General features: G+C 56.7%; 23 protein-coding genes. 8 read left to right on the top strand and 15 right to left on the bottom strand.

Going from position 1 to position 18,620, the window contains the following annotated elements; all coding sequences use genetic code 11:
* Nucleotides 1-25 precede the first annotated feature (25 nt).
* A complete protein-coding gene (locus GPM19_RS07970) occupies nucleotides 26-211 on the top strand; it encodes a hypothetical protein (protein ID WP_160418521.1) in 186 nt (61 codons plus the stop codon).
* Here GPM19_RS07970 and GPM19_RS15230 read toward each other — a convergent pair.
* Both GPM19_RS15230 and GPM19_RS15675 read right to left on the bottom strand, forming a co-directional pair.
* Complete coding sequence (locus GPM19_RS15230) at nucleotides 163-546, bottom strand: hypothetical protein (RefSeq protein ID WP_202114762.1); 384 nt, start codon at nucleotides 544-546, stop codon at nucleotides 163-165. The two genes, GPM19_RS07970 and GPM19_RS15230, sit on opposite strands and share 49 nt — an antisense overlap.
* A complete protein-coding gene (locus GPM19_RS15675; protein ID WP_227842298.1) occupies nucleotides 540-764 on the bottom strand; it encodes a PLP-dependent transferase in 225 nt (74 codons plus the stop codon). The genes GPM19_RS15230 and GPM19_RS15675 overlap by 7 nt, the downstream gene beginning before the upstream one ends.
* A 227-nt stretch (nucleotides 765-991) precedes the next feature.
* Here GPM19_RS15675 and GPM19_RS07955 point away from each other — a divergent pair, with 227 nt between their 5' ends.
* Nucleotides 992-2,713: a putative bifunctional diguanylate cyclase/phosphodiesterase gene (locus GPM19_RS07955; protein WP_160418520.1), complete on the top strand. Its 1,722-nt coding sequence runs from the start codon at nucleotides 992-994 to the stop codon at nucleotides 2,711-2,713.
* A gap of 27 nt (nucleotides 2,714-2,740) precedes the next feature.
* On the opposite strand, the gene GPM19_RS07950 is transcribed toward GPM19_RS07955, so the two are convergent.
* The gene (locus GPM19_RS07950; RefSeq protein ID WP_160418519.1) at nucleotides 2,741-3,688 is read right to left on the bottom strand and encodes a metallophosphoesterase; all 948 of its coding nucleotides are present in this window, start codon (nucleotides 3,686-3,688) and stop codon (nucleotides 2,741-2,743) included.
* A 421-nt stretch (nucleotides 3,689-4,109) separates the two neighbouring features.
* Here GPM19_RS07950 and GPM19_RS07945 point away from each other — a divergent pair, with 421 nt between their 5' ends.
* The gene (locus GPM19_RS07945) at nucleotides 4,110-4,265 is read left to right on the top strand and encodes a DUF4113 domain-containing protein (protein WP_160418518.1); all 156 of its coding nucleotides are present in this window, start codon (nucleotides 4,110-4,112) and stop codon (nucleotides 4,263-4,265) included.
* A gap of 321 nt (nucleotides 4,266-4,586) precedes the next feature.
* Here the strand turns inward: GPM19_RS07945 and GPM19_RS07940 are convergent, their stop codons facing one another.
* The 3 genes from GPM19_RS07940 to GPM19_RS07930 are packed head-to-tail and all read right to left on the bottom strand — an operon-like array spanning nucleotide 4,587 to nucleotide 6,520.
* Nucleotides 4,587-5,357, bottom strand: coding sequence for a hypothetical protein (locus GPM19_RS07940; protein ID WP_160418517.1), 771 nt, complete (start codon nucleotides 5,355-5,357; stop codon nucleotides 4,587-4,589).
* 15 nt (nucleotides 5,358-5,372) lie between these two features.
* Nucleotides 5,373-6,107: a HupE/UreJ family protein gene (locus GPM19_RS07935; RefSeq protein WP_202114761.1), complete on the bottom strand. Its 735-nt coding sequence runs from the start codon at nucleotides 6,105-6,107 to the stop codon at nucleotides 5,373-5,375.
* A 53-nt stretch (nucleotides 6,108-6,160) separates the two neighbouring features.
* The gene (locus GPM19_RS07930) at nucleotides 6,161-6,520 is read right to left on the bottom strand and encodes a hypothetical protein (protein ID WP_160418516.1); all 360 of its coding nucleotides are present in this window, start codon (nucleotides 6,518-6,520) and stop codon (nucleotides 6,161-6,163) included.
* A 120-nt stretch (nucleotides 6,521-6,640) separates the two neighbouring features.
* Between GPM19_RS07930 and GPM19_RS07925 the strand changes: the two genes are divergently transcribed.
* The 3 genes from GPM19_RS07925 to merA all read left to right on the top strand — a co-directional run bounded on the left by GPM19_RS07925 (nucleotide 6,641) and on the right by merA (nucleotide 9,915).
* The gene (locus tag GPM19_RS07925; protein ID WP_160418515.1) at nucleotides 6,641-6,916 is read left to right on the top strand and encodes a metal-sensing transcriptional repressor; all 276 of its coding nucleotides are present in this window, start codon (nucleotides 6,641-6,643) and stop codon (nucleotides 6,914-6,916) included.
* 34 nt (nucleotides 6,917-6,950) lie between these two features.
* Nucleotides 6,951-8,318, top strand: a complete 1,368-nt coding sequence (locus GPM19_RS07920; protein WP_160418514.1) for an MFS transporter — start codon at nucleotides 6,951-6,953, stop codon at nucleotides 8,316-8,318.
* Between the two features lie 190 nt (nucleotides 8,319-8,508).
* A complete protein-coding gene (merA, locus tag GPM19_RS07915) occupies nucleotides 8,509-9,915 on the top strand; it encodes a mercury(II) reductase (protein WP_160418513.1) in 1,407 nt (468 codons plus the stop codon).
* A gap of 167 nt (nucleotides 9,916-10,082) precedes the next feature.
* On the opposite strand, the gene GPM19_RS07910 is transcribed toward merA, so the two are convergent.
* On the bottom strand, nucleotides 10,083-11,360 hold the full coding sequence (locus GPM19_RS07910) for an ATP-grasp domain-containing protein (RefSeq protein WP_202114760.1): 1,278 nt from the start codon (nucleotides 11,358-11,360) through the stop codon (nucleotides 10,083-10,085).
* A gap of 137 nt (nucleotides 11,361-11,497) precedes the next feature.
* Here GPM19_RS07910 and GPM19_RS15395 point away from each other — a divergent pair, with 137 nt between their 5' ends.
* Nucleotides 11,498-12,226, top strand: a complete 729-nt coding sequence (locus tag GPM19_RS15395; RefSeq protein ID WP_227842277.1) for a hypothetical protein — start codon at nucleotides 11,498-11,500, stop codon at nucleotides 12,224-12,226.
* A gap of 89 nt (nucleotides 12,227-12,315) precedes the next feature.
* On the opposite strand, the gene GPM19_RS07900 is transcribed toward GPM19_RS15395, so the two are convergent.
* The 4 genes from GPM19_RS07900 to GPM19_RS07885 all read right to left on the bottom strand — a co-directional run bounded on the left by GPM19_RS07900 (nucleotide 12,316) and on the right by GPM19_RS07885 (nucleotide 15,600).
* On the bottom strand, nucleotides 12,316-12,489 hold the full coding sequence (locus GPM19_RS07900) for a hypothetical protein (RefSeq protein WP_160418512.1): 174 nt from the start codon (nucleotides 12,487-12,489) through the stop codon (nucleotides 12,316-12,318).
* Nucleotides 12,486-14,771, bottom strand: a complete 2,286-nt coding sequence (locus GPM19_RS07895) for a heavy metal translocating P-type ATPase (protein ID WP_160418511.1) — start codon at nucleotides 14,769-14,771, stop codon at nucleotides 12,486-12,488. The genes GPM19_RS07900 and GPM19_RS07895 overlap by 4 nt, the downstream gene beginning before the upstream one ends.
* A gap of 40 nt (nucleotides 14,772-14,811) precedes the next feature.
* The gene (locus tag GPM19_RS07890; RefSeq protein WP_160418510.1) at nucleotides 14,812-14,952 is read right to left on the bottom strand and encodes a hypothetical protein; all 141 of its coding nucleotides are present in this window, start codon (nucleotides 14,950-14,952) and stop codon (nucleotides 14,812-14,814) included.
* A 309-nt stretch (nucleotides 14,953-15,261) separates the two neighbouring features.
* Entirely contained in the window at nucleotides 15,262-15,600 is a 339-nt protein-coding gene (locus GPM19_RS07885; RefSeq protein WP_160418509.1) for a cation transporter, read from the bottom strand.
* Between the two features lie 223 nt (nucleotides 15,601-15,823).
* Between GPM19_RS07885 and GPM19_RS07880 the strand changes: the two genes are divergently transcribed.
* Nucleotides 15,824-16,084 carry a hypothetical protein gene (locus GPM19_RS07880; protein WP_160418508.1) on the top strand — a complete coding sequence of 87 codons (261 nt, stop codon included), beginning with the start codon at nucleotides 15,824-15,826 and terminating at the stop codon, nucleotides 16,082-16,084.
* A 4-nt stretch (nucleotides 16,085-16,088) separates the two neighbouring features.
* On the opposite strand, the gene GPM19_RS07875 is transcribed toward GPM19_RS07880, so the two are convergent.
* The 4 genes from GPM19_RS07875 to GPM19_RS07860 form a co-directional block, all read right to left on the bottom strand.
* A complete protein-coding gene (locus GPM19_RS07875) occupies nucleotides 16,089-16,985 on the bottom strand; it encodes a cation efflux transmembrane domain-containing protein (protein WP_160418507.1) in 897 nt (298 codons plus the stop codon).
* Between the two features lie 141 nt (nucleotides 16,986-17,126).
* The gene (locus tag GPM19_RS07870; protein ID WP_160418506.1) at nucleotides 17,127-17,627 is read right to left on the bottom strand and encodes a c-type cytochrome; all 501 of its coding nucleotides are present in this window, start codon (nucleotides 17,625-17,627) and stop codon (nucleotides 17,127-17,129) included.
* Nucleotides 17,628-17,853: 226 nt separating this feature from the next.
* The gene (locus GPM19_RS07865; protein WP_160418505.1) at nucleotides 17,854-18,420 is read right to left on the bottom strand and encodes a periplasmic heavy metal sensor; all 567 of its coding nucleotides are present in this window, start codon (nucleotides 18,418-18,420) and stop codon (nucleotides 17,854-17,856) included.
* Between the two features lie 39 nt (nucleotides 18,421-18,459).
* Nucleotides 18,460-18,620, bottom strand: a 161-nt coding sequence (locus GPM19_RS07860; RefSeq protein WP_160418504.1) for an IS3 family transposase, incomplete at its 5' end; no start/stop codon positions are given.

The raw sequence follows: 18,620 nt of genomic DNA, 5'->3' as shown, positions 1-18,620 counted from the left end.
CCGATATTTCGGATCAGGAGGCTTTATGTCAGACGAAAAGCGAAAAACTCTTCTCGACAACCTATCTAGGGGGCTTGCCTATGCAGTACCCGTTCTCGCCCTGGTTGCGGGCGGCTCGGCAGTCCATGCCATCTATTCGGATGTGGCCGTGGAAAGCGGCTACTACATGATGGCACAAGCTGGCGAAGCCGAGGGTGAAGCGACCAGCTGACCCTCGGCTGACCTACAGGGGGAACCGGGGGTGCGGCCCACGTCGGCCGCCACTCGGTTTTCTCTTTCACCGCGGCTTTGCTGCAATTCGGAGTTCATCTTCGAGGAAACACCCAGCGGTTTCATCTCTGTTTCGTTCTCGATGATATGCACTCGCACCTGACGGTATTCGTCCGACGAGAGCTTGCCCTGACGGATCAGCCGGTCGACAAAGTCGATCGCGCGCAGCTCCTTCAGCAAGCTGCTGTTGAAACTGATCTCGTTAATCCGGTTCTGGATTTCCTGCTGTGTCTTCGGCGCGCCCTTGCGCTCTATCGGATTGACTTGGATCACCACGATGTAGCCGCATTACCACCGCACTCGATCTCAATGCTTAACATCCCACCGAAGCCCTGCATCTGGCGCTTGGCCAAGTCATGGCCGGGAAAACCCGGCTGGCCGGGATAGTACACTCGGTGGTTCTGCGAGTGCTTCTCCATGGTTTCGGCAATGGACTGAGCGGAGGCATTCTGCTGGCGAACTCTTGCTACCAGCGTACGCAGACTACGCGCCAGCAGGGAAGCCGGACACTCGCCGTGGTGGCAATGGAAGTCAACAAGCTTGCGGACAACGTAAGTCGAGCAGCCGACAATAATCCATCACCGTTTGGAAGCCTTGGCCGAGACCACCGCCACGCTGACTCAGCAAGTGGATGTCTTGAACGACCGAATATTTCCAATAGTATGGCCTAAGCTGAACAGACATTTCACGCTGCACCCTCCAGGCAAGGAGATTGAATGCCATGGCATGGAAAGAGTGGTTCAACATTTCAAGGCACATGGCCAGCTGTTCTCAGGCACTCAAGGATACCAACCGTCTCCTGCGCGAGGAAATTGAGCAACGTCGTGAGGCTCAGGCAAGGGTAGCCAGCCTCGCCCGTTTTCCCGACGAGAATCGCAACCCGGTACTGCGCTTGAATGCGATGGGGGAACTTTTGTATGCCAACCCGGCAAGTGCCCTATTGCTCGCCCAGTGGGCTGACAACAAACAAGCGCCCCAACACTGGCAACTCAAGGTGGATAGTGCCTTGGCTACCGGTCGTGTGCATGAAGAGGAGCTCTGGCTTGACAGCCGTTGTCTGCTCCTGAGCCTGACTCCAATTCCAGATGCAGGTTACGCTAATGTATATGGTATCGACATTACCGATCGTAAGCGCTATGAAGCCGAGCTCGAACAGCGTAACCGTCTCGATACCCTTACCGGACTTGTCAACCGCCAAGTACTCGATGATCGGATCACCCAAGCATTGTGTGAAGCGCGAGTTCGCCAGCACTCGGTAGCCGTGATCGTGCTGGATTTGGAAAACTTCCGCCTGATCAACGGCATGCTCGGACATCAGGGAGGTGACCAAGTGCTTCGTGCACTGGCACAGCGGCTTGTCACCCATGTTGATAACAATGCCACACCCTCGCGGCTGGATGGGGATACCTTCGCGGTCTTGCTGCCGCTTTCTCCCGAAGCTGACGACTTGGCAAGCCAGGCCAGTCAATGGCTAAGCCAGCTCCAGGCTCCCATGGCGGTTGAAGATCAAACACTTGAATGTCAGATAGTGGCGGGCATTGCTGTCGGCCCCGAGGATGCCGATAACGCTGGTAACCTGCTTCGTCACGCTCACCTTGCCGCCAACCGGGCACGGCAGCTACGTCAGCGCTATCACTTTTTCATCGAAGAACTCAACACCTCGGTACGCCAGCGCCATCAGCGCTTACAAGCCCTCAAGGCTGCCTTGGCGAATGAAGAGCTTATTCTCCACTACCAATTGCAACATGATGCCCACGGCCAGGTTTGTGGTGCCGAGGCGTTGATGCGCTGGCCACAACCCGACGGCAGCATGGTATCGCCCGGAGATTTCATTCCCTTGGCGGAAAGCAGTGGAATGATCATTCCGTTAGGCAATCTTGCCCTGAACCAGGCCTGTATTCAGGCCGCTGCCTGGCGTGAAGCCGGCTGGCCGCTTCGCATTGCCGTCAATTTGGGTGCAGAGCATTTCATTGACAGCTCGCTTATCGACACCATCACTGAACTCTTGCACCGTCATGATCTGCCGCCGGGAAGCCTGGAAGTGGAAATCACCGAAAGTACCTTGATGGAAAACACAGGCATCGCCCAAGAGCAGATCAAGACCTTGAACTGCCTTGGCGTCGATGTGGCCCTGGACGATTTCGGTACCGGCCACACCTCAATGGCTTACCTGCGCGACCTGCCGGCACAGCGCCTCAAACTCGACCGACAGTTCGTTCAGGGGTTGCCCGAGAATAGACATAATCGAGCCATCTGCCACGCCATGATCACACTGGGCCATGAGCTCGGCATGTGCGTCCTTGCTGAAGGGGTGGAAGATCAGGTGGAGATGGATGCTTTGCGCGATATGGGGTGTGACGAATTTCAAGGCTTCTTACTGGCTCGCCCACAAGCGAGTCAGGACATTGCTCTACCAGAAGCTACGACTTCCACACTGCCATGAGTCCAGTTCCGTTATGTCTGTCGCTGATTACTCATGGCGCTCCGTCCATACGAACTTTTCGACATCCAGTTCGTACTCGCCATCCCAGCAGTAGGCGCACAGCTTGGGTGTCTCTCCAGGTTCGAAGTCCCGGCCGGCGATGCTGTAGTCGAGGCAGGCGATGTGCGGGGTCAACGGCTCGGGCGTGCCGGAGCGCCAGTAGTGGCCGACGAAGAGCGGCTTGTCGCCCTCATAGCCAGGCATCACGTCTTCGGGAATGGGGTCGTGGGGGATCTGATGAATGGCGTCGGCAGGCACCATGGCCAGATCGCGGTAGGTGATGCCTTCCAGTTCCCACCAACGAGTACGGATGTTGTGCTGAGGGTTTCCGTCCTTGTCGAGAAACTCGTTACCCGCGGGCAGGGAGATCTCCAGGCCCTTGATCAGGGTCTCCAGGGCATCGTAGGCGGATGTGCCCTTGCGGGTCAGCTCCGGCCAGGCATCCAGCAGGATGCGCTGGTGATCATCGAGATAACCACCCAGCACGTCGAGAGACTTGGGATCCCAGCAGGCGTGCACGACGCGCAGGCCATCGAGATCCAGGTAAAGCGGCAGTGTCTTGAACCAGGCGATATGCTCACGGTGAAGCTCGCTTCCCTCCCCTACCTGATCCAGATAGGCCTGGTGCTGGTTGCGATTTTTGTCGCTATGGGGGCGGAGATATTCACCGGGACGCTCAGGATCCGCACTGGCCCAGGCCACGGCATTGAACTCGTGGTTGCCCATCACCGCCAGGGCCGTGCCAGCCTCGACCATAACTCGGGCAATGCGAACGGTCTCGATCTGCTCGGGGCCGCGATCGACGAAGTCGCCTAGAAAGATCACCCGGCGCTCGGGATGCGACCAGAGACCTTGCGATTCCTGATAGCCAAGAGTTTCGAGCAATCGTTTCAGCGGGGTGGCGTAGCCGTGAGTATCGCCGATTAAGTCATACATGCAAGTCTCCTGTGCTGGATGTTGGAACGTCCTTCTGCGGTGACATCGGGTCGGCATGAAACAGCAGGTCGGAGAGTTCAGGGGGGCGTTGGCATGGCAGTCCCTCCCATACCACGAGTTAAGATCACAGGCTGAAAAAATATAGTTTTTAAAGCATTCACTTGCTTAGTTATTCATATCAAGCTCCCTTGTCACTGATGAAGCCTGCCATGTCTATCATACAGATCGGGCAAGGCCAGCCATGCTTGGGACGTGATGCTCAACAATGAACGCTAGTCGAAGCTGAAAACCTATCAAGCTTTAACAAGGAATTCATCACAAGCCCGGTCTACGAAGAACGGATATACAAAGCGGGAATCCGGCACCAGACCTGCTGGCTGATCCCCTGAGCGGTGAGAAGCGTGAACGCAACGAACGATTAATGGCAACGCTGTACAAGCTCAACAAGGAGCACGGCAAGAATACAGTACGGCTGGGAATGCCGAGGAAAGAAAATGCATGGGAGTTGCGCTGCGCGCACCGCTCGCCGCGGTACACCACCAAGTGGGATGAGCTGCCAGTCGTGCGGATAGAGTGAGAGGCGAGATACAAAGAAGCCCGGCCAGTGGCCGGGCTGTGTCTTCCCTTCCTTGTATTCTATCGTAGGCTTCCTGACTCGTCCTTCCCTGATGAGCCTCCCTGGCTCAGTACAAATAGATTGCCAACCCAGTACCGCCTGGGAAATAACCTAAGTTAATGGATCCGATAAAAACTGTTTACCACGCTTACGTCGCAACAGGATTCGGAGTCACGATTGGGTCATAGCGCATTGCGGCATGAGTATGCACAGGTGCCACTCTGTTTTCTTTGACACAAAAGAAGCCCATTAGCGCTCTCCTAAGCGCTAGGGGCCAATGCTTTAGAGAGCCTTATTCAACTCCCCATAGTCTCCCCCCACACGCAACAAAACTGTTACATCGTTGTCATTGCGATTGCGAAAGAACCAACCGTGGTTGCCGGTGAAGGCGGCTTCCAGTTCGCCTTCATCTTCGGGCACGCCACGCCCTTTTTCATAGCTGATCGAGTTGCCATTTCCGTCACCGTGGGTGTCGAAATTAAGAGGCCCACCGTCAGACGCCCAGGCGTATGTCGCGACAGCACCTTCCTCCATCGTCAGCTTGTACTCGGTGCCCTCTCCCGGCGTGAGGGTGAAGGTCACTTCATCGCTCCACGTGGCAGCTTCTTCAGTCGCCTGGGAGGATGCCTCCTCAGCGGCCAAAGCGTCAGCAAGTGCTAGGCTAGCCTCGGGCTGCACCACCTCTTGGTCAGGTACCGAGGAGACTGCTTGATCTGACTCTACGTCTGAAGTCTGCGGATCAGCAGCGGTTCCGGCCGTGCCCTGATTATCACTTGCCGTCTCTTGAGGTGCCGTGGGTTGTGATACCTGCATTGCAGCGGCTTCGTTATTGGCCTGATCAAGCTCGGCCTCCTCGGCCAGCTGGGTCTTGATTTCACCCATCTCGATCAGCCCCAGTAGGCGTCCCGCGCCGATAGGATCGATGGCGTACTCTGCAGGCAACACCACGGTAGTTAATAGGACACTGGCCACCACAGCAGCCAGCAATGTGGAACGCAGTAATTTACCCGTAGACGGCAGGTCGGCACGGGCGGGAAGATCGGTATTGTACATCTCTGACACCCTGAATTAGGTAATGAAATAGCCGGTGAGCTGATAGCCGACCAGCATGAAACCGGCGCACATCATGGCGACGTTGGCGGTATAGGCATGGCGTAAGAAACCGGCAGTACGTCGCCAGAACCCCATGACGATGAGGATGGCACTTAAAGCCAACAGCTGGCCGATCTCTACCCCGACGTTGAACGCCAGGAGATTGGGGACCAATCCATCAGGCGAGATATTGTACCCAATGATCTTGCTCGACAATCCAAAGCCATGGAACAGACCGAAGACCAGCGTTGCCGCCTTGGTATTGGGCTGAAAGCCGAACCAGCGCTGGTAGGCACCGATGTTGTCCAGCGCCTTGTAGACGACGGAAAGTCCGATGATGGCATCGATGAGGTAGCTATTGATGCCGATATTGAAGTACACCCCCAGCAGCATGGTCATGGAATGACCAATGGCGAAGAGGCTGACGTAGATGGCGATGTGCTGCATCCGATAGAGGAAGAAGATCACCCCCAGCAGAAACAGGATATGGTCATACCCGGTCACCATGTGCTTGGCGCCAAGATAGACGAACGAGATCAGGTGAACCCCATAGATCTCCTGGATATACCCCTTGTCGCCTTCGGCAACGGCGTGGGCAAAAGCATCGCCACTGGCGCCCAGGAGCATTACCAGCAATGTGAGAAGGGTTAGGGCGTGGCGTCGGGCCATATCGGGCAGGCCTAGCGCACTCCTCATTCGGGATGGAAACATGCAACCTCCACGGGTCTGTCATAAATAGTCGGCCGTCCAGCGGACGGCCCCAGTCATCCAGCGATGACCGGCCGTGGGGGTCTCTCCAGGCGGTAGACGCGGCGCAGCGGAATGCCATGCTGATCACTGACTCGCAAGTCATTATGGAACGTCGACTCAAGGGTTATGCCTGTTGCGAGTCGATCGACTGTTTCATGGAAGTGGCTACCACTCTCGTGGTGAAGGTGGCGACCATCCTCATGGTTATGAACGTGTCCGTCTTGCACGTTATTCTGATGAACTGTCTCAACGCCACCGGCCACACTCAGGGGGCCATGGGCACGCGCCTCGCCGATACTGGTTGTAACCAGGCCGGGAGCGATCAGCAGAAGCAAGATCAAATAGCTCAGACGTTGACGCCACTGATTGGGCATGGAAGATAAACCAGGATAAAAGAACAATAGGCAAATACCTGCATAAAAGGCATTGGTAACATGCCGCCGATACTTTAACATCCCCTCCAGGGGGATAGGAATAAAATAAAGGAAAAGAAGATGACATCACATACCCACCAGACACACCCTGATATCATCAAGCGCCTGAATCGCGCTCGGGGTCACCTACAGAGCGTGACCCAGATGATAGAGGATGGGCGTCACTGCCTGGACATCGCTCAACAACTCCATGCGGTAGAGAAAGCCATTCAGCAAGCTAAACGTACCTTGGTGCTGGATCATATCGATCACTGCCTAGACGAAGCCCTTGGTTCTCAGAATCAAACGCAGCGGGCCAGGGCCGAAGAGTTCAAGACGATTGCACGCTACCTGTAAGCGCTTATAGGCACCCCTCTCTTGAGGAAGTTCTATGCTCGACGTACTCGCCCATCGCGTCTACCGCCATCTCTTTCTAGCTCAGGTCATTGCACTGATAGGCACTGGCCTGACTACGGTTGCCTTGGCGCTGCTGGCTCATGACCTGGCCGCCGGGCAGGCGGGGATCGTGCTGGGCACGGCCCTGGCGATCAAGATGGTGGCTTACGTGGGCATTGCCCCGCTGGTCGGCGCCTATGCGGCGCGCTTGCCGCGGCGCGCCTTGCTGGTCAGCCTGGACCTGCTTCGTGCGGCCGTGGTCTGCGCGCTGCCTTTCGTCACCGAAGTGTGGCAGATCTATGTGTTGGTCTTTTTGCTCAACGCTTGCTCGGCAGGCTTCACGCCGGTCTTCCAAGCGACGATCCCCGACATCCTCGAAGACGAGGGGCAGTACACGCGGGCGTTGTCATTGTCGCGCCTCGCCTATGATCTAGAGAACCTGCTCAGTCCGGTGGCCGCGGCGGCGCTGTTGATGGTGATGAGCTTCGACGTCCTGTTCCTGCTCAACGCCCTGGCGTTCCTGCTCTCGGCCGCCCTGGTCGTATCGGTGACGCTGCCCTCGCCTCGTCCCGTAGAAGAAACACCCGGCGTCTGGCGGCGAGTCTCCCACGGCGTGCGGATCTACCTGAAGACACCCCGGCTGCGCGGGCTGCTGGCATTGAACTTGGCGGTCTCGGCCGCTGGGGCCATGCAGATCGTCAACACCGTAGTATATGTGCGCTCCGTCCTGGGCTTGGGCGAGCGTGAGGTGGCCCTGGCCTTCGCCGCGGCCGGCGGGGGCTCCATGCTGGTGGCCTTGCTGCTGCCCAAGATTCTGGATCGGGTGCCCGAGCGGCCGATCATGCTACTGGGCGGCGTCCTGATGACGCTGAGCCTCTCGCTGGGCCTGCTTGACCCCGGGTTCGCCGGGCTGCTCGGGCTTTGGCTGCTACTGGGGGCCGGCGCCTCGCTCGTCATGACCCCCACCGGGCGCCTGCTCAAGCGCTCGTGCCAGCCGGAGGACCGGCCGGCACTATTTGCCGCGCAGTTCTCGCTGTCACACGGTTGCTGGCTGGCTACCTATCCGCTGGCGGGTTGGATGGGGGCTCATCTGGGGCTGACCGGAACGTTCGCCCTGCTGGGGACGATAGCGCTGGCGGCGACGGGGCTCGCGGCCCTTGTCTGGCGAGCCCATGATCCGATGGTCCTCGGGCATGAGCACGCCTCCCTGACCCACACCCACCTGCACTACCACGATGAGCACCACCGGCACGAACACGAAGGATGGGAGGGGCCGGAGCCTCATCACCATCCCCACCATCATCCTGGAGGCCGGCATCGGCACACCTTTGTGATCGATGGCCATCACATGAGATGGCCGTAGTGACATGACAAAGGGCGTGCTGCCGAGGCTAGTTATCCATGCCGACCCCGGTCTTCTTATCTCTCCCGATACGGCCGACTGGTATCCGCTCTGGCCATCTTTATCGGCCTGATCCTGTATGCGCTGTGGCGCAAGAAGCAATATGACGCCTGTTGTGGCAACGCCTCACCCCATTCAAGGAATCTCCCTCATGAAAGATGACAAGAACTTGCACATCGCCGTAATCGGCAGCGGCGGCGCGGCCATGGCAGCCGCCCTGAAAGCGGCCGAGCACGGTGCCCGCATCACTCTGATCGAGCGTGGCACTGTCGGCGGCACCTGCGTGAATACCGGCTGTGTGCCCTCAAAGATCATGATTCGCGCCGCGCATATTGCGCATCTACGTAAGGAGAGCCCCTTTGATGAGGGGCTGAGCTCCCAGACTCCGGTGGTAAAGCAAGCGAAGTTACTCCAGCAACAGCAGGAGCGTGTCGAGGAACTGCGTGACACCAAGTACGAAAGAATCCTGCGCGACCATCCGGCCATCACGGTCCTGAACGGTGAGGCCCGGTTTGTCGATGCCAATAACCTGGCGGTCAAGCTGAATGAAGGCGGCGAGCAGACCGTCCGCTTCGATCGCGCCTTCATCGGCACCGGCGCTCGTCCGGCAGAACCGCCGATACCGGGGCTGGCCGATACGCCGTACCTGACCTCCACCAGCGCGCTGGCACTGGACGCCTTGCCCAAACGGATGATCGTGATCGGCGCCGGATTTGTCGCCCTGGAACTGGCCCAGGCGTTCGCCCGGCTGGGTAGCCAGGTCACCGTGCTGGCTCGCAGCCGCCTGCTCTCTCAGGAAGACCCCGCCATCGGTGAAGCTATGGAAGCAGCGTTTCGCCGTGAGAGCATTGAAGTGCTGAAGCAGACCCAAATCAGTCGCGTGGACTACGTCAACCATGCGTTCGTGCTGGACACCGATACCGGGATATTGCGGGTGGACCAACTGCTGGTAGCTACCGGGCGGACACCCAATACCGAGGCATTGAACCTGGAGGGCATTGGAGTGAAAACCGCGCGTGGCGCGATTCTGGTGGATGAGCACCTACAAACATCGGTACCGGACATCTATGCCGCCGGGGACTGTACCGATCAGCCGCAGTTCGTCTATGTCGCTGCCGCCGGGGGCAGCCGGGCCGCCGTCAACATGGCGGGCGGAGAAGCGCTCCTTGATCTCAGCGCCATGCCGGCGGTGATGTTTACCGACCCCCAGGTCGCCACCGTTGGCCTGACAGAAGCCGAGGCAAGCAAGCAAGGCTTCAGCGTGGAGACCCGCGTGCTCGACTTGGGGAACGTGCCGCGAGCGCTGGTCAATTTCGACACCGCTGGTTTCATCAAGATGGTGGCTGAACGCGATACAGGACAGTTGCTGGGAGTCCAAGTGGTAGCGGGGGAAGCTGGTGAGCTGATCCAGACAGCGGTGATGGCGCTGCGCGCCCGCATGACGGTGCAGGCCATCGGCAATGAGCTATTTCCCTACCTGACCATGGTCGAAGGCCTCAAGCTCTGTGCACAGACTTTTACCAAAGACGTGAAACAGCTGTCCTGCTGCGCCGGGTAGAAAAGCAAAACGCAACGTTTGCGGCACTGGGACCCCTTGCGCAGATTCTCTATACAAGCCAATCATCTTATAAATTAAAAACTCAGGGTCGGCGGTCTCAAGTTCCACCCGCTTAGTTTATTCGTAACGCTAAACCTCAAACATCGAACCGATAGTGGCGTCTTGTGTCAATTCTGTTCAAGGAGTATGGGTGCGAATCCGCCGCCCGGTGTACGAAAATTTGTGGTTTGCCCTTGATACAGCCGTGCCGCAGCCAGGATCAGATTGCCGCGATAGGTATACAGGCGTACGTCTACCTTGAGCATTTTCCGTTCGCCATCGACCAGAACCAGACGTTCCGAGGGCGGCACATACGCCTGAGCAATATAGTCACTCTCTAGGATCTGGGAAAATGTGCGTTTGGTGAGTTTGCTGCCCCGGTAAACGCCCTTGCTGCCATAACCTGCTACAGGTTTGAAAAACCATTGCCGCCGCTGTTGCCAAAGATCATCCGCATTACTGGCGGCAACGTTAACGGTGCGCGGAATACCACAGCGAAGCAGCTCGACGTTTTCAGGGCTCAAGCCCCAATTCTGAAGGGTAGAGGGATCAGACCATTCTGCTAAATTGCGCTTGTCCGCAAACAGGGCATGTGCGAATGGGTTTGGGGTTATGACAGCGCCTCCGTCCAGCCAAGCCGAGCGCAAGGCGGTGTGCTCGGGCGCTTCCAAGGCGAAGTCCACCAGGCGGTTGTAAACCATGTCGATTCGCTTGTCGCCGCTGTATAACACACCTGACTCATATCTGAGTTCAGAGGGAGAGACTATGAGGGCGTCAATTCCATTATCTCGGAACAGCTGTTGTGCCAGTCGGAACTCAGGATAGAGGTATTGCTCGGTAGGCTGGTCATCGACGATCGCTATGCTTTTGGGCCGTCCACTGCCCCGCTGGGCGCGCCATTCATTCTCGAACTGGGCGATGACTGCAGCATCAAAGTCTTCGGCCCAGGCCACCCGAGTAGCTCCGCTGCAGCATTGCAGCTGGGCTCGTGCGAGCGCAGCATTGAGAAATGCGCCCCCTGCATTGGTGTTGACTTCAATGAGGCGGGGCCCCTCCTCGCTGAGGTGAAAATCATAGCCCATGAAGGCCCCCATGGGACCAGGGTCGGCTTGGGCGCTCTGAGGAGCTCTGGATAGCACGCGACGACGATAGTCGGGAAGCGCGGTAGCAGCTTCCAGGGCTCGGGCAATGGCCATCATGTGATCCAGATCCTGGCTGGGAACAAAGACCGCAGCATCTGAAAAGAAGTGATGCCAGGCTGCACTGGAAAGCATCTCGTCCGCATTATCCCCCAGCTGGTTGGCTAGACTGCGAACCACTTCTGGCCGATCGAGAGTGGCGCAGACACAATGCTGGTTCAGCTTTTTCGCCTTCGCCTGTGCTGGAGAATCATAGGTGTGGTGCAAGAGAATGCCCTCTGTATCTGTAGTGCCGATCTCCAGCTATAGCCGGTTTGTCAAAACTTGGCACCGTGGTTGGTCAGCCCGCGCTGTGTAACCAGCGTAGCAAAGGGGCCGGTTGAGTCGCCCCGAAGTTTTTGGTTATGAGTCAGCTTGATCAACCAAATGGCAATCTCGTTGCTGAGTTTCGCCTGGTATCAATAGCAGGTCTCACTGATGATAAACATCCAGCAGGATATGTAATCGAGTCAATTGTCTCGATATTGAGCCTTGCTGGCACCATACGAGACAAACTGTCCGAAATGGGGTTTCATAGCCTTTACGGCTGGGGGCTGCAAAGTAAAATGAGAAACCGAGCTGAAGCCGGTTCACAGCAAATACTCTTAGAGCAAACTTTCAATGGAGAACGTCGGATGAAGATCCAAACCTTTCAAGACCTTATCGAATGGACTCAGCAGCTGCATGCCTATCTAGCAGAGTGCCTGAAGCACTGTGCCACCCAACAAGAGGAAGCCCGGGCCAAGTGGTTATTGGAATATCTAGCGGATCACGAGGCTACCTTGGGACAGACCGTGGCCAACTTCGAGAAACAAGCCGACCCAAAGGCCTTGCACACCTGGGTCTATGATTACCTGTCACATGTCCCCATCACCCCGCACCAGGCATGCAGCTCACCTTATGCCGAGATGAGCTTCGATGATATCAGCCGGGAAATCTTTTCCCTGCATGATCAGGTCATCGCGCTTTATCGCTACCTTGAAGGACGAGCCGATATCCCCGAAGCCCGGGAACTTGTTAACGAGCTCTTAAAGTTGGAGGAACACGAAGCAATGCGCCTAGCTCAGCAAATTAACCGAGCTCGAGACCTGTAATCATTCCATGAAAAAGAGGCGGTATTCCGCCTCTATAAAAGTACTCGGCATTACGAAGGCCCTTAATGGAAAATCATAGGGCCTCGGTCTCACTCGTCGCGGCCATGGCGATGCACATAGAGATGCACTCCCAGGCAAAGCCCCATCGGCAGGAGCAGCAGCCAGGTGCTGGTGCCGAAGGGATTGCCGCGCCATAGCACGATGAGCATGGCCACGCCCATCAGCACTAGGCATGCAATCATGAACCAGTTCTGACGGTTCATTTCGACTCTCCTTGCGTTTTCGCTCGGGCGTAGCGCCGCTTGAGCAGCAGAGAGTTGCCGATGACAGACAGCGAGCTTGCGGTCATGGCGATGACGCCGATCATGGGATGCAGAAGGCCAGTGGCGGCGATAGGAATGGCAGCAAGGTTGTAGCCACTGGCCCAGATCAGGTTCTGAACAATCTTCGAGAAGGTCGCCTTCGATAGTTCCATGGCATCCGCCACAGCGGTGAGCTCACCACGCACCAGGGTCACATCCGCCGCCTCGATGGCCACGTCTGCCCCAGCACCGATGGCAATACCCACATTGGCCTGTTTGAGGGCTGGAGCATCATTAATGCCGTCGCCCACCATGGCCACATGGTTACCGTACTTGTCCTGAAGCTTCTTGATGGCGTCCACCTTGCCATCGGGAAGCACCTCGGCCTGGACCTCGTCGATGCCCACCTCGTCGGCCACGGCCCGGGCCGCACGTTCATTGTCGCCGGTGATCATCACCACGTGCAGACCCAAGTCATGCATGCCACGGATGGCTTGCTTGGACTCCTTCTTGATGGTGTCGGCCACGGCCACCAACCCCATCGCCTTGCCGTCTGCAGCGACGATCACCACAGTACGGCCTTGATCCTCGAGCTCCTGCTTGGCCTCTTCAAGATCATCCAGGCCGCTCACGCCTTCTTCCTCCAGCAGGCGGCGGTTGCCGATCAGCACGCTTTCATCGCCCACCTTGCCCGAGACGCCCCGGGCGCCGGTGGACTCAAAGTTGCTGACACGTTCGGGCTTGACGTCGCGCGCTCGCGCGCCGTCGACGATGGCTCGGGCAATGGGGTGCTCCGAGGCATCCTCAACGCTTGCCGCCAGGGTCAGAAGGTGCGTCTCTTCGACCCCTTCGGCAGAGACCACATCGGTAAGTTCAGGCTCACCCCGGGTGATAGTGCCGGTCTTGTCAAGGACGATCACCTGGATATCCTTGAAGGTCTGGATGGCTTCGCCCGAGCGGATCAAGATGCCGCGCTCGGCACCGATCCCTGATCCCACCATCAGTGCCGTGGGTGTGGCAAGGCCCAGGGCGCAAGGGCAGGCAATAACCAGCACCGCAATGGCGGCCAGTATCGCAAGGATGGGGGTAGGTGCCACAGGATCGACCCAAGGCAGGAAGGTCGCCCCCCACTCGAGAACCGGGCGCAGGGCATCGCCCGCGACCAGCCAGACCAGAAAGCTAGCCAGGGCTATCACCAGCACCGCCGGTACGAAGCGCCCGGTCATGCGATCAGCAAATTCCTGAATCGGCACCCGCGAGCCTTGGGCTTCGTCGATCAGCTTCACCACCTGAGAAAGGAAGGTATCGCCGCCCACCTTGGTGGCTTTCACCTTGAGGCGTCCCTCCTTGTTGATGGTGGCGCCGATGACGGCATCGCCTTCGCTCTTGTAGACTGGCACCGACTCGCCGGTGGCGATGGACTCGTCCAGATGGCTCTCACCTTCGACGACCTCACCATCGGTGGGGATCTTCTCGCCGGGGCGTACGAGCATGATGTCACCGGGGGAAAGCTCCTTCACCGGTACTTCTCGTTCCTCACCGTCGCGCTCGATCCGGGCGGTCTTGGCGCTCATGTCCATCATGCGGCGGATGGCTTCGGAAGCGCGGCCCTTGGCCATGGCCTCGAGATAGCGCCCCACCAGATGGAAGGTCATGATGGTGGCGGCCATCTCGATGAAGGAGGTCATGGGGTAGAAGAAGCCGATTAGCCCCAGCACATAAGGCGGAAGGCTGCCCATGGAGATCAGTACATCCATGTTGAAGGTGCCGTTCTTCAACGAGCGCCAAGAAGCCTTGTGGGTGGCTGCACCCCCATAGAGAAACACCACGGTAAAGGCGAGCACGGCGATGATTGCCAGATATCCCGGAATCGCCACCCAGAACATGTGTACCATCATCAGGATCATGATCAGGGTGGTGGGGATGGCGGCGATGATCAGGCGCTTTCTCGCCTGCTCGAGGTAATCCTGCTCAATGCGGCTATCTCCGCCTTCCTCCTCGCCTTCACGCTCGTCGTGCACTGCCTTTACATCGTAGCCTGCACCCTCCACGGCCTCTTTGAGGGCATCACCATCAGGCCCCTCCTCTTCATCGACACGTACCCTGACTCGATGGCTTGCGATATTGGTCTTGATATCCTCGATGCCGTCAAGACGCTCAAGGGTCTTGCGCACAATGCCGGCGCAGTGATCCGAGCCCATGCCCGGCACCGTCAGGGTAATGGTGATGGCCTTGTCGCTCATCCATGCCTCCTTTTGATAAAAAACTCAGTGGGCAAAAAGCTCAGTGATGGTCGTCATGGTCGACGGCTTCAGGCCCTTGGGAGCCCTGCTGCATACCTTGAGCAAAGGCGGCATTAGTAGTAGCTGCGATACCCACACTGGCGGTCAGAATGATGGCAAGGATTTGCTGGTGCTTAACCATGGTATTTCCTCTCCCATTACTGATGATAGAGAAGCCTTATTTTTTGACTTGGGGTAGCTTCAACTATGAGCCTACAACCTATAGGTTACCCAAAGGTCAAGGGGTTTGATGGACTGACACTATTTTTTAACTCAACCCCCTGCTTGCGTTATTACCAAATGTTGAAATGGCCGGTCGGCAGCAGTTCTATCTAATTGATCAGCCTGAATTCAGGCAATAGGAACACGAAGCTCTGGGAGTAAGCGGACTGTATGGTGCTTCATGTAGCGTTCATATCAAAGTTAGCCACCGCTTGGATTTCAATACCATTCAATGGCAGCTCCAAGGCTCCTTCTTTGCATTATCTTTTATGTTTTGATCAACAAAGCGATAATACTCCTCCTTAAAGCGATTCCACCGACTAGAGCTAATATCGACCCCATGCGACTCCAATATTTTTTCAACATCATCAATGCAAAGCCGCGAGGCATCATAGGCTAGGCGAATATGCCTATGCTTTCCCTCGTATGACACCTCATCCATTCCATATAGCTGGTCGATATCATAAACAGCCTCCTCAATGCGCTCGGATTCGTTAGGTTCAATTACCAAATTCCGAGTGACCAAGGTATTTTTGGAGACTCCCAGCCGGTGCTCTCGATGTTTCATAACAAACCTCCAGAAAGTGCAATATAGAACCACGCAGACTGGTTAGCGCATAAACCAGATGTTTTCTCTTATGACCCAGCCTAGCCCCAAGGCCTGAATCCAAGCTTAATACACGCTCATAAAGAGAAAAATCAAGAGTTCGCCGCTGGCGCGCTTCATGAATTCATAGAATAACTGTTCGCCTTAGGCTGGGGCACTAAAGACAATGTATTCGAGCGTCTAAGTGCCTCAACCCGACTTCGACAAGCTGCAAGTATCGCTTTCCAAGCGCCTTGTCCTGATGGAAATCCGCGTGATTGATCACCTCGTGGTGGGAATGAAGGATGCGCTTCACTTGCGGAGCTGGGGCACCTCTGAATTTTTACCGCATAGCACCGAGCGCCATCAGCCAGAAGCGGTCTTTGATCACTTTCGAATATACGCTAAAAGCCTTGCACAATGTGTCGTGGCCTGGGTAGTTAATCATCCAGGCCTCGACACATAAGATGTTATTTCTTAAGAGCAAGAATACGCTTGGCACCATTAAGCACGATAATCCCCACAACGGCACCTATGATCAGATCTGGATAGTTAGAGCCAGTCCAGGCAACCAGGGCTCCCGCGAGGATAACGCCCAGATTGATAACCACATCGTTGGCCGAAAATATCCAACTGGCTTTCATGTGGGCACCACCTTCACGGTGTTTGGCGATCAGCAGTAAACACGTTGTATTGGCGACCAGGGCCAGGAGCGCGATGGCCATCATCATCAGAGACGCTGGCTCGCTACCATGAATAAAACGCCTGCCGACTTCAACGAGTACACCGAGCGCAAGAATTAATTGAAGAACGCCTGCCACATGGGCTGCCCGTAGCTGCATTTTGACACTATGCCCGACGGCATAAATCGCAAGCCCGTACACGGCTGCATCGGCAAACATGTCAAGCGAGTCTGCAATTAGACCAGCGGACTGGGCAATCAGGCCCATCGTCATCTCAACCAGAAACATCAAGCCATTGATGGCGAGCAATATCCACAAGGCTCTCGACTCTTCAGACTGCTCGGCAGTGGAGAATTCAACAGCCTTGAGGGTTTCAGGATTCGCTTCTCGGGTGTATTGAAGCGAGGCTCCCAAACCCAGCGTTGCCAGTTTACTGGTGATCGGCCCGACCTCCCCGTTATGGAGAACTTCCAAGGTGCGGCCTGAAAAATCGAATGAAAGCGCTTGAACGTTATCGAACCTACCGAGTGCCATATGGATCATCCTCTCCTCCGAAGGACAGTCCATCTTTGGCACTGTATAGACACTGAGCCACTCGCTGGACGAAGTGGAAACGGCTGGATTTGTGGTTTTTCCTATTCCGGGCTCGCCACGAGCGCAATGATCGTTACAGGCTTTACTCATTTATAAGGTCTCTTCCTTCAAGCGTTGCTTCCTTTAAAATCCTATAGCTACTACAAAGTCAATAAACGTCCCGGTGCCTTATAGTTGAGTCATCGAAACACCATCCGTGTGATGCACGAATCAAGAGACCCAAGAGGATGTTCACAATCCTGCCCGCAAGTAGGTGATGAGTGACCAGATTTCCTCTTCCTCTAAATTCTGCTGAAAAGCTGGCATTGCCGAGTTCACGGGAGCCCCACCTTCCGCAATGGTCCAATACAAGTAAGCATCGCTTGCCATGGGCATCCTGCTAAAGGCGGTAATATTCGCTGGTTTGGGATTTAGCGAATCGGCAGCGAGTCCGTCTCCGAGCCCAGACTCCCCGTGACATGACGCACAATTATTCGTGTACAGGCGCTCACCCGTCTCAAGAACAGGAGGATTGGGGTCAAGAGGGTTGGATTTATCAGCGTAAGTCGTGTCAATCCCATGGCGCATGAAGTAGCGGTGACGAAGCCTGGAAATATCTCCCATTCCTGCTCCGCCCATCATATGGCCCTCCTCCATCATGCTGTTTCCTCTCATGCCACCCATTTGACTCGTCGCTGAATGCGATGCCACAGAGATCATCAATGTCGCTACCGCCACTATCATCGGCTTCATCGTTGTTTTCCTCGTATGCACTCTGCTTCGAAGGGCATGCGACCCTAATGGCGTAGTCGTTTATCTCGATGGTGTGGCAGGAGCCAAGGCGGTCATGGAGTAATCTTCATCATCACGGGGTTATTGTGTGTCGGCGGTGCGCTCGACGCCATTGATCCAGCACATCCTGGAGTGATATGGCATAGCGGTGCCCACCGAGCGGCGAGCACCGAGGGTATGCCCGACATTACTGCGCGGCGTTGTCCCGCTGCATCTGCTCGCGCTGCTCGTCAGTCAGCAGGTCCTGCATCTGGTTATGCATGCGCACCTTGTCCGCCATCATCTCGCCGCGCAGGGTCGCCATCTGGCCATGAAGAGCTTTAACCTCCTCCGGATCCGGGCGTTCCGCCCGCATCAGGCTCATCATGTCGTCACGCAGGTTCATCATCTCGCCCATACGCTCGAACTGGGCGGAACGATGCTCCTGGCGCATCTCGCGCAGGGAGCTCAACTGCTCCTCGTCGAGTATTTCGGCCATGTTGCCCATCATTCCGGATCCCATGCCGCCTTGGCCGCCCATCATCATGCCGGGACCCATGCCGCCCTGGCCGCCCATCATCATGCCGGGGCCCATGCCTCCCTGGCCGCCCATCATCATGCAGGGACCCATGCCGCCCTGGCCGCCCATCATCATGCCGGGACCCATGCCGCCTTGGCCGCCCTGAGGCATTCCCTGAGCGGAAGCGGCACCGCTGGCAGCGATGCCCAAGCCGGCGGCCAGCGTGATGGCGATTAGCTGTTTGCACTTGACCATGGTCTTTCTGATCTGGCAACAGTTTTCCGGACATGCTTTTCAAGCAGCTGCTAGTAGCTCTGATTCGTAGTCCGCTGGACTCATATAGTCATTGCTGGAGTGCAGCCGCATCCGGTTATAAAACACTTCGATATATTCGAAGATGGTCTGCTTCGCTTCTCCTCGCGTTCTGAAGTCCTCGTGATAAACCAACTCGGTTT

The organism is Vreelandella zhuhanensis, from assembly GCF_009793355.1.
GTDB lineage: Bacteria > Pseudomonadota > Gammaproteobacteria > Pseudomonadales > Halomonadaceae > Vreelandella > Vreelandella zhuhanensis.
This window is presented reverse-complemented; position numbering and strand designations above follow the sequence as displayed.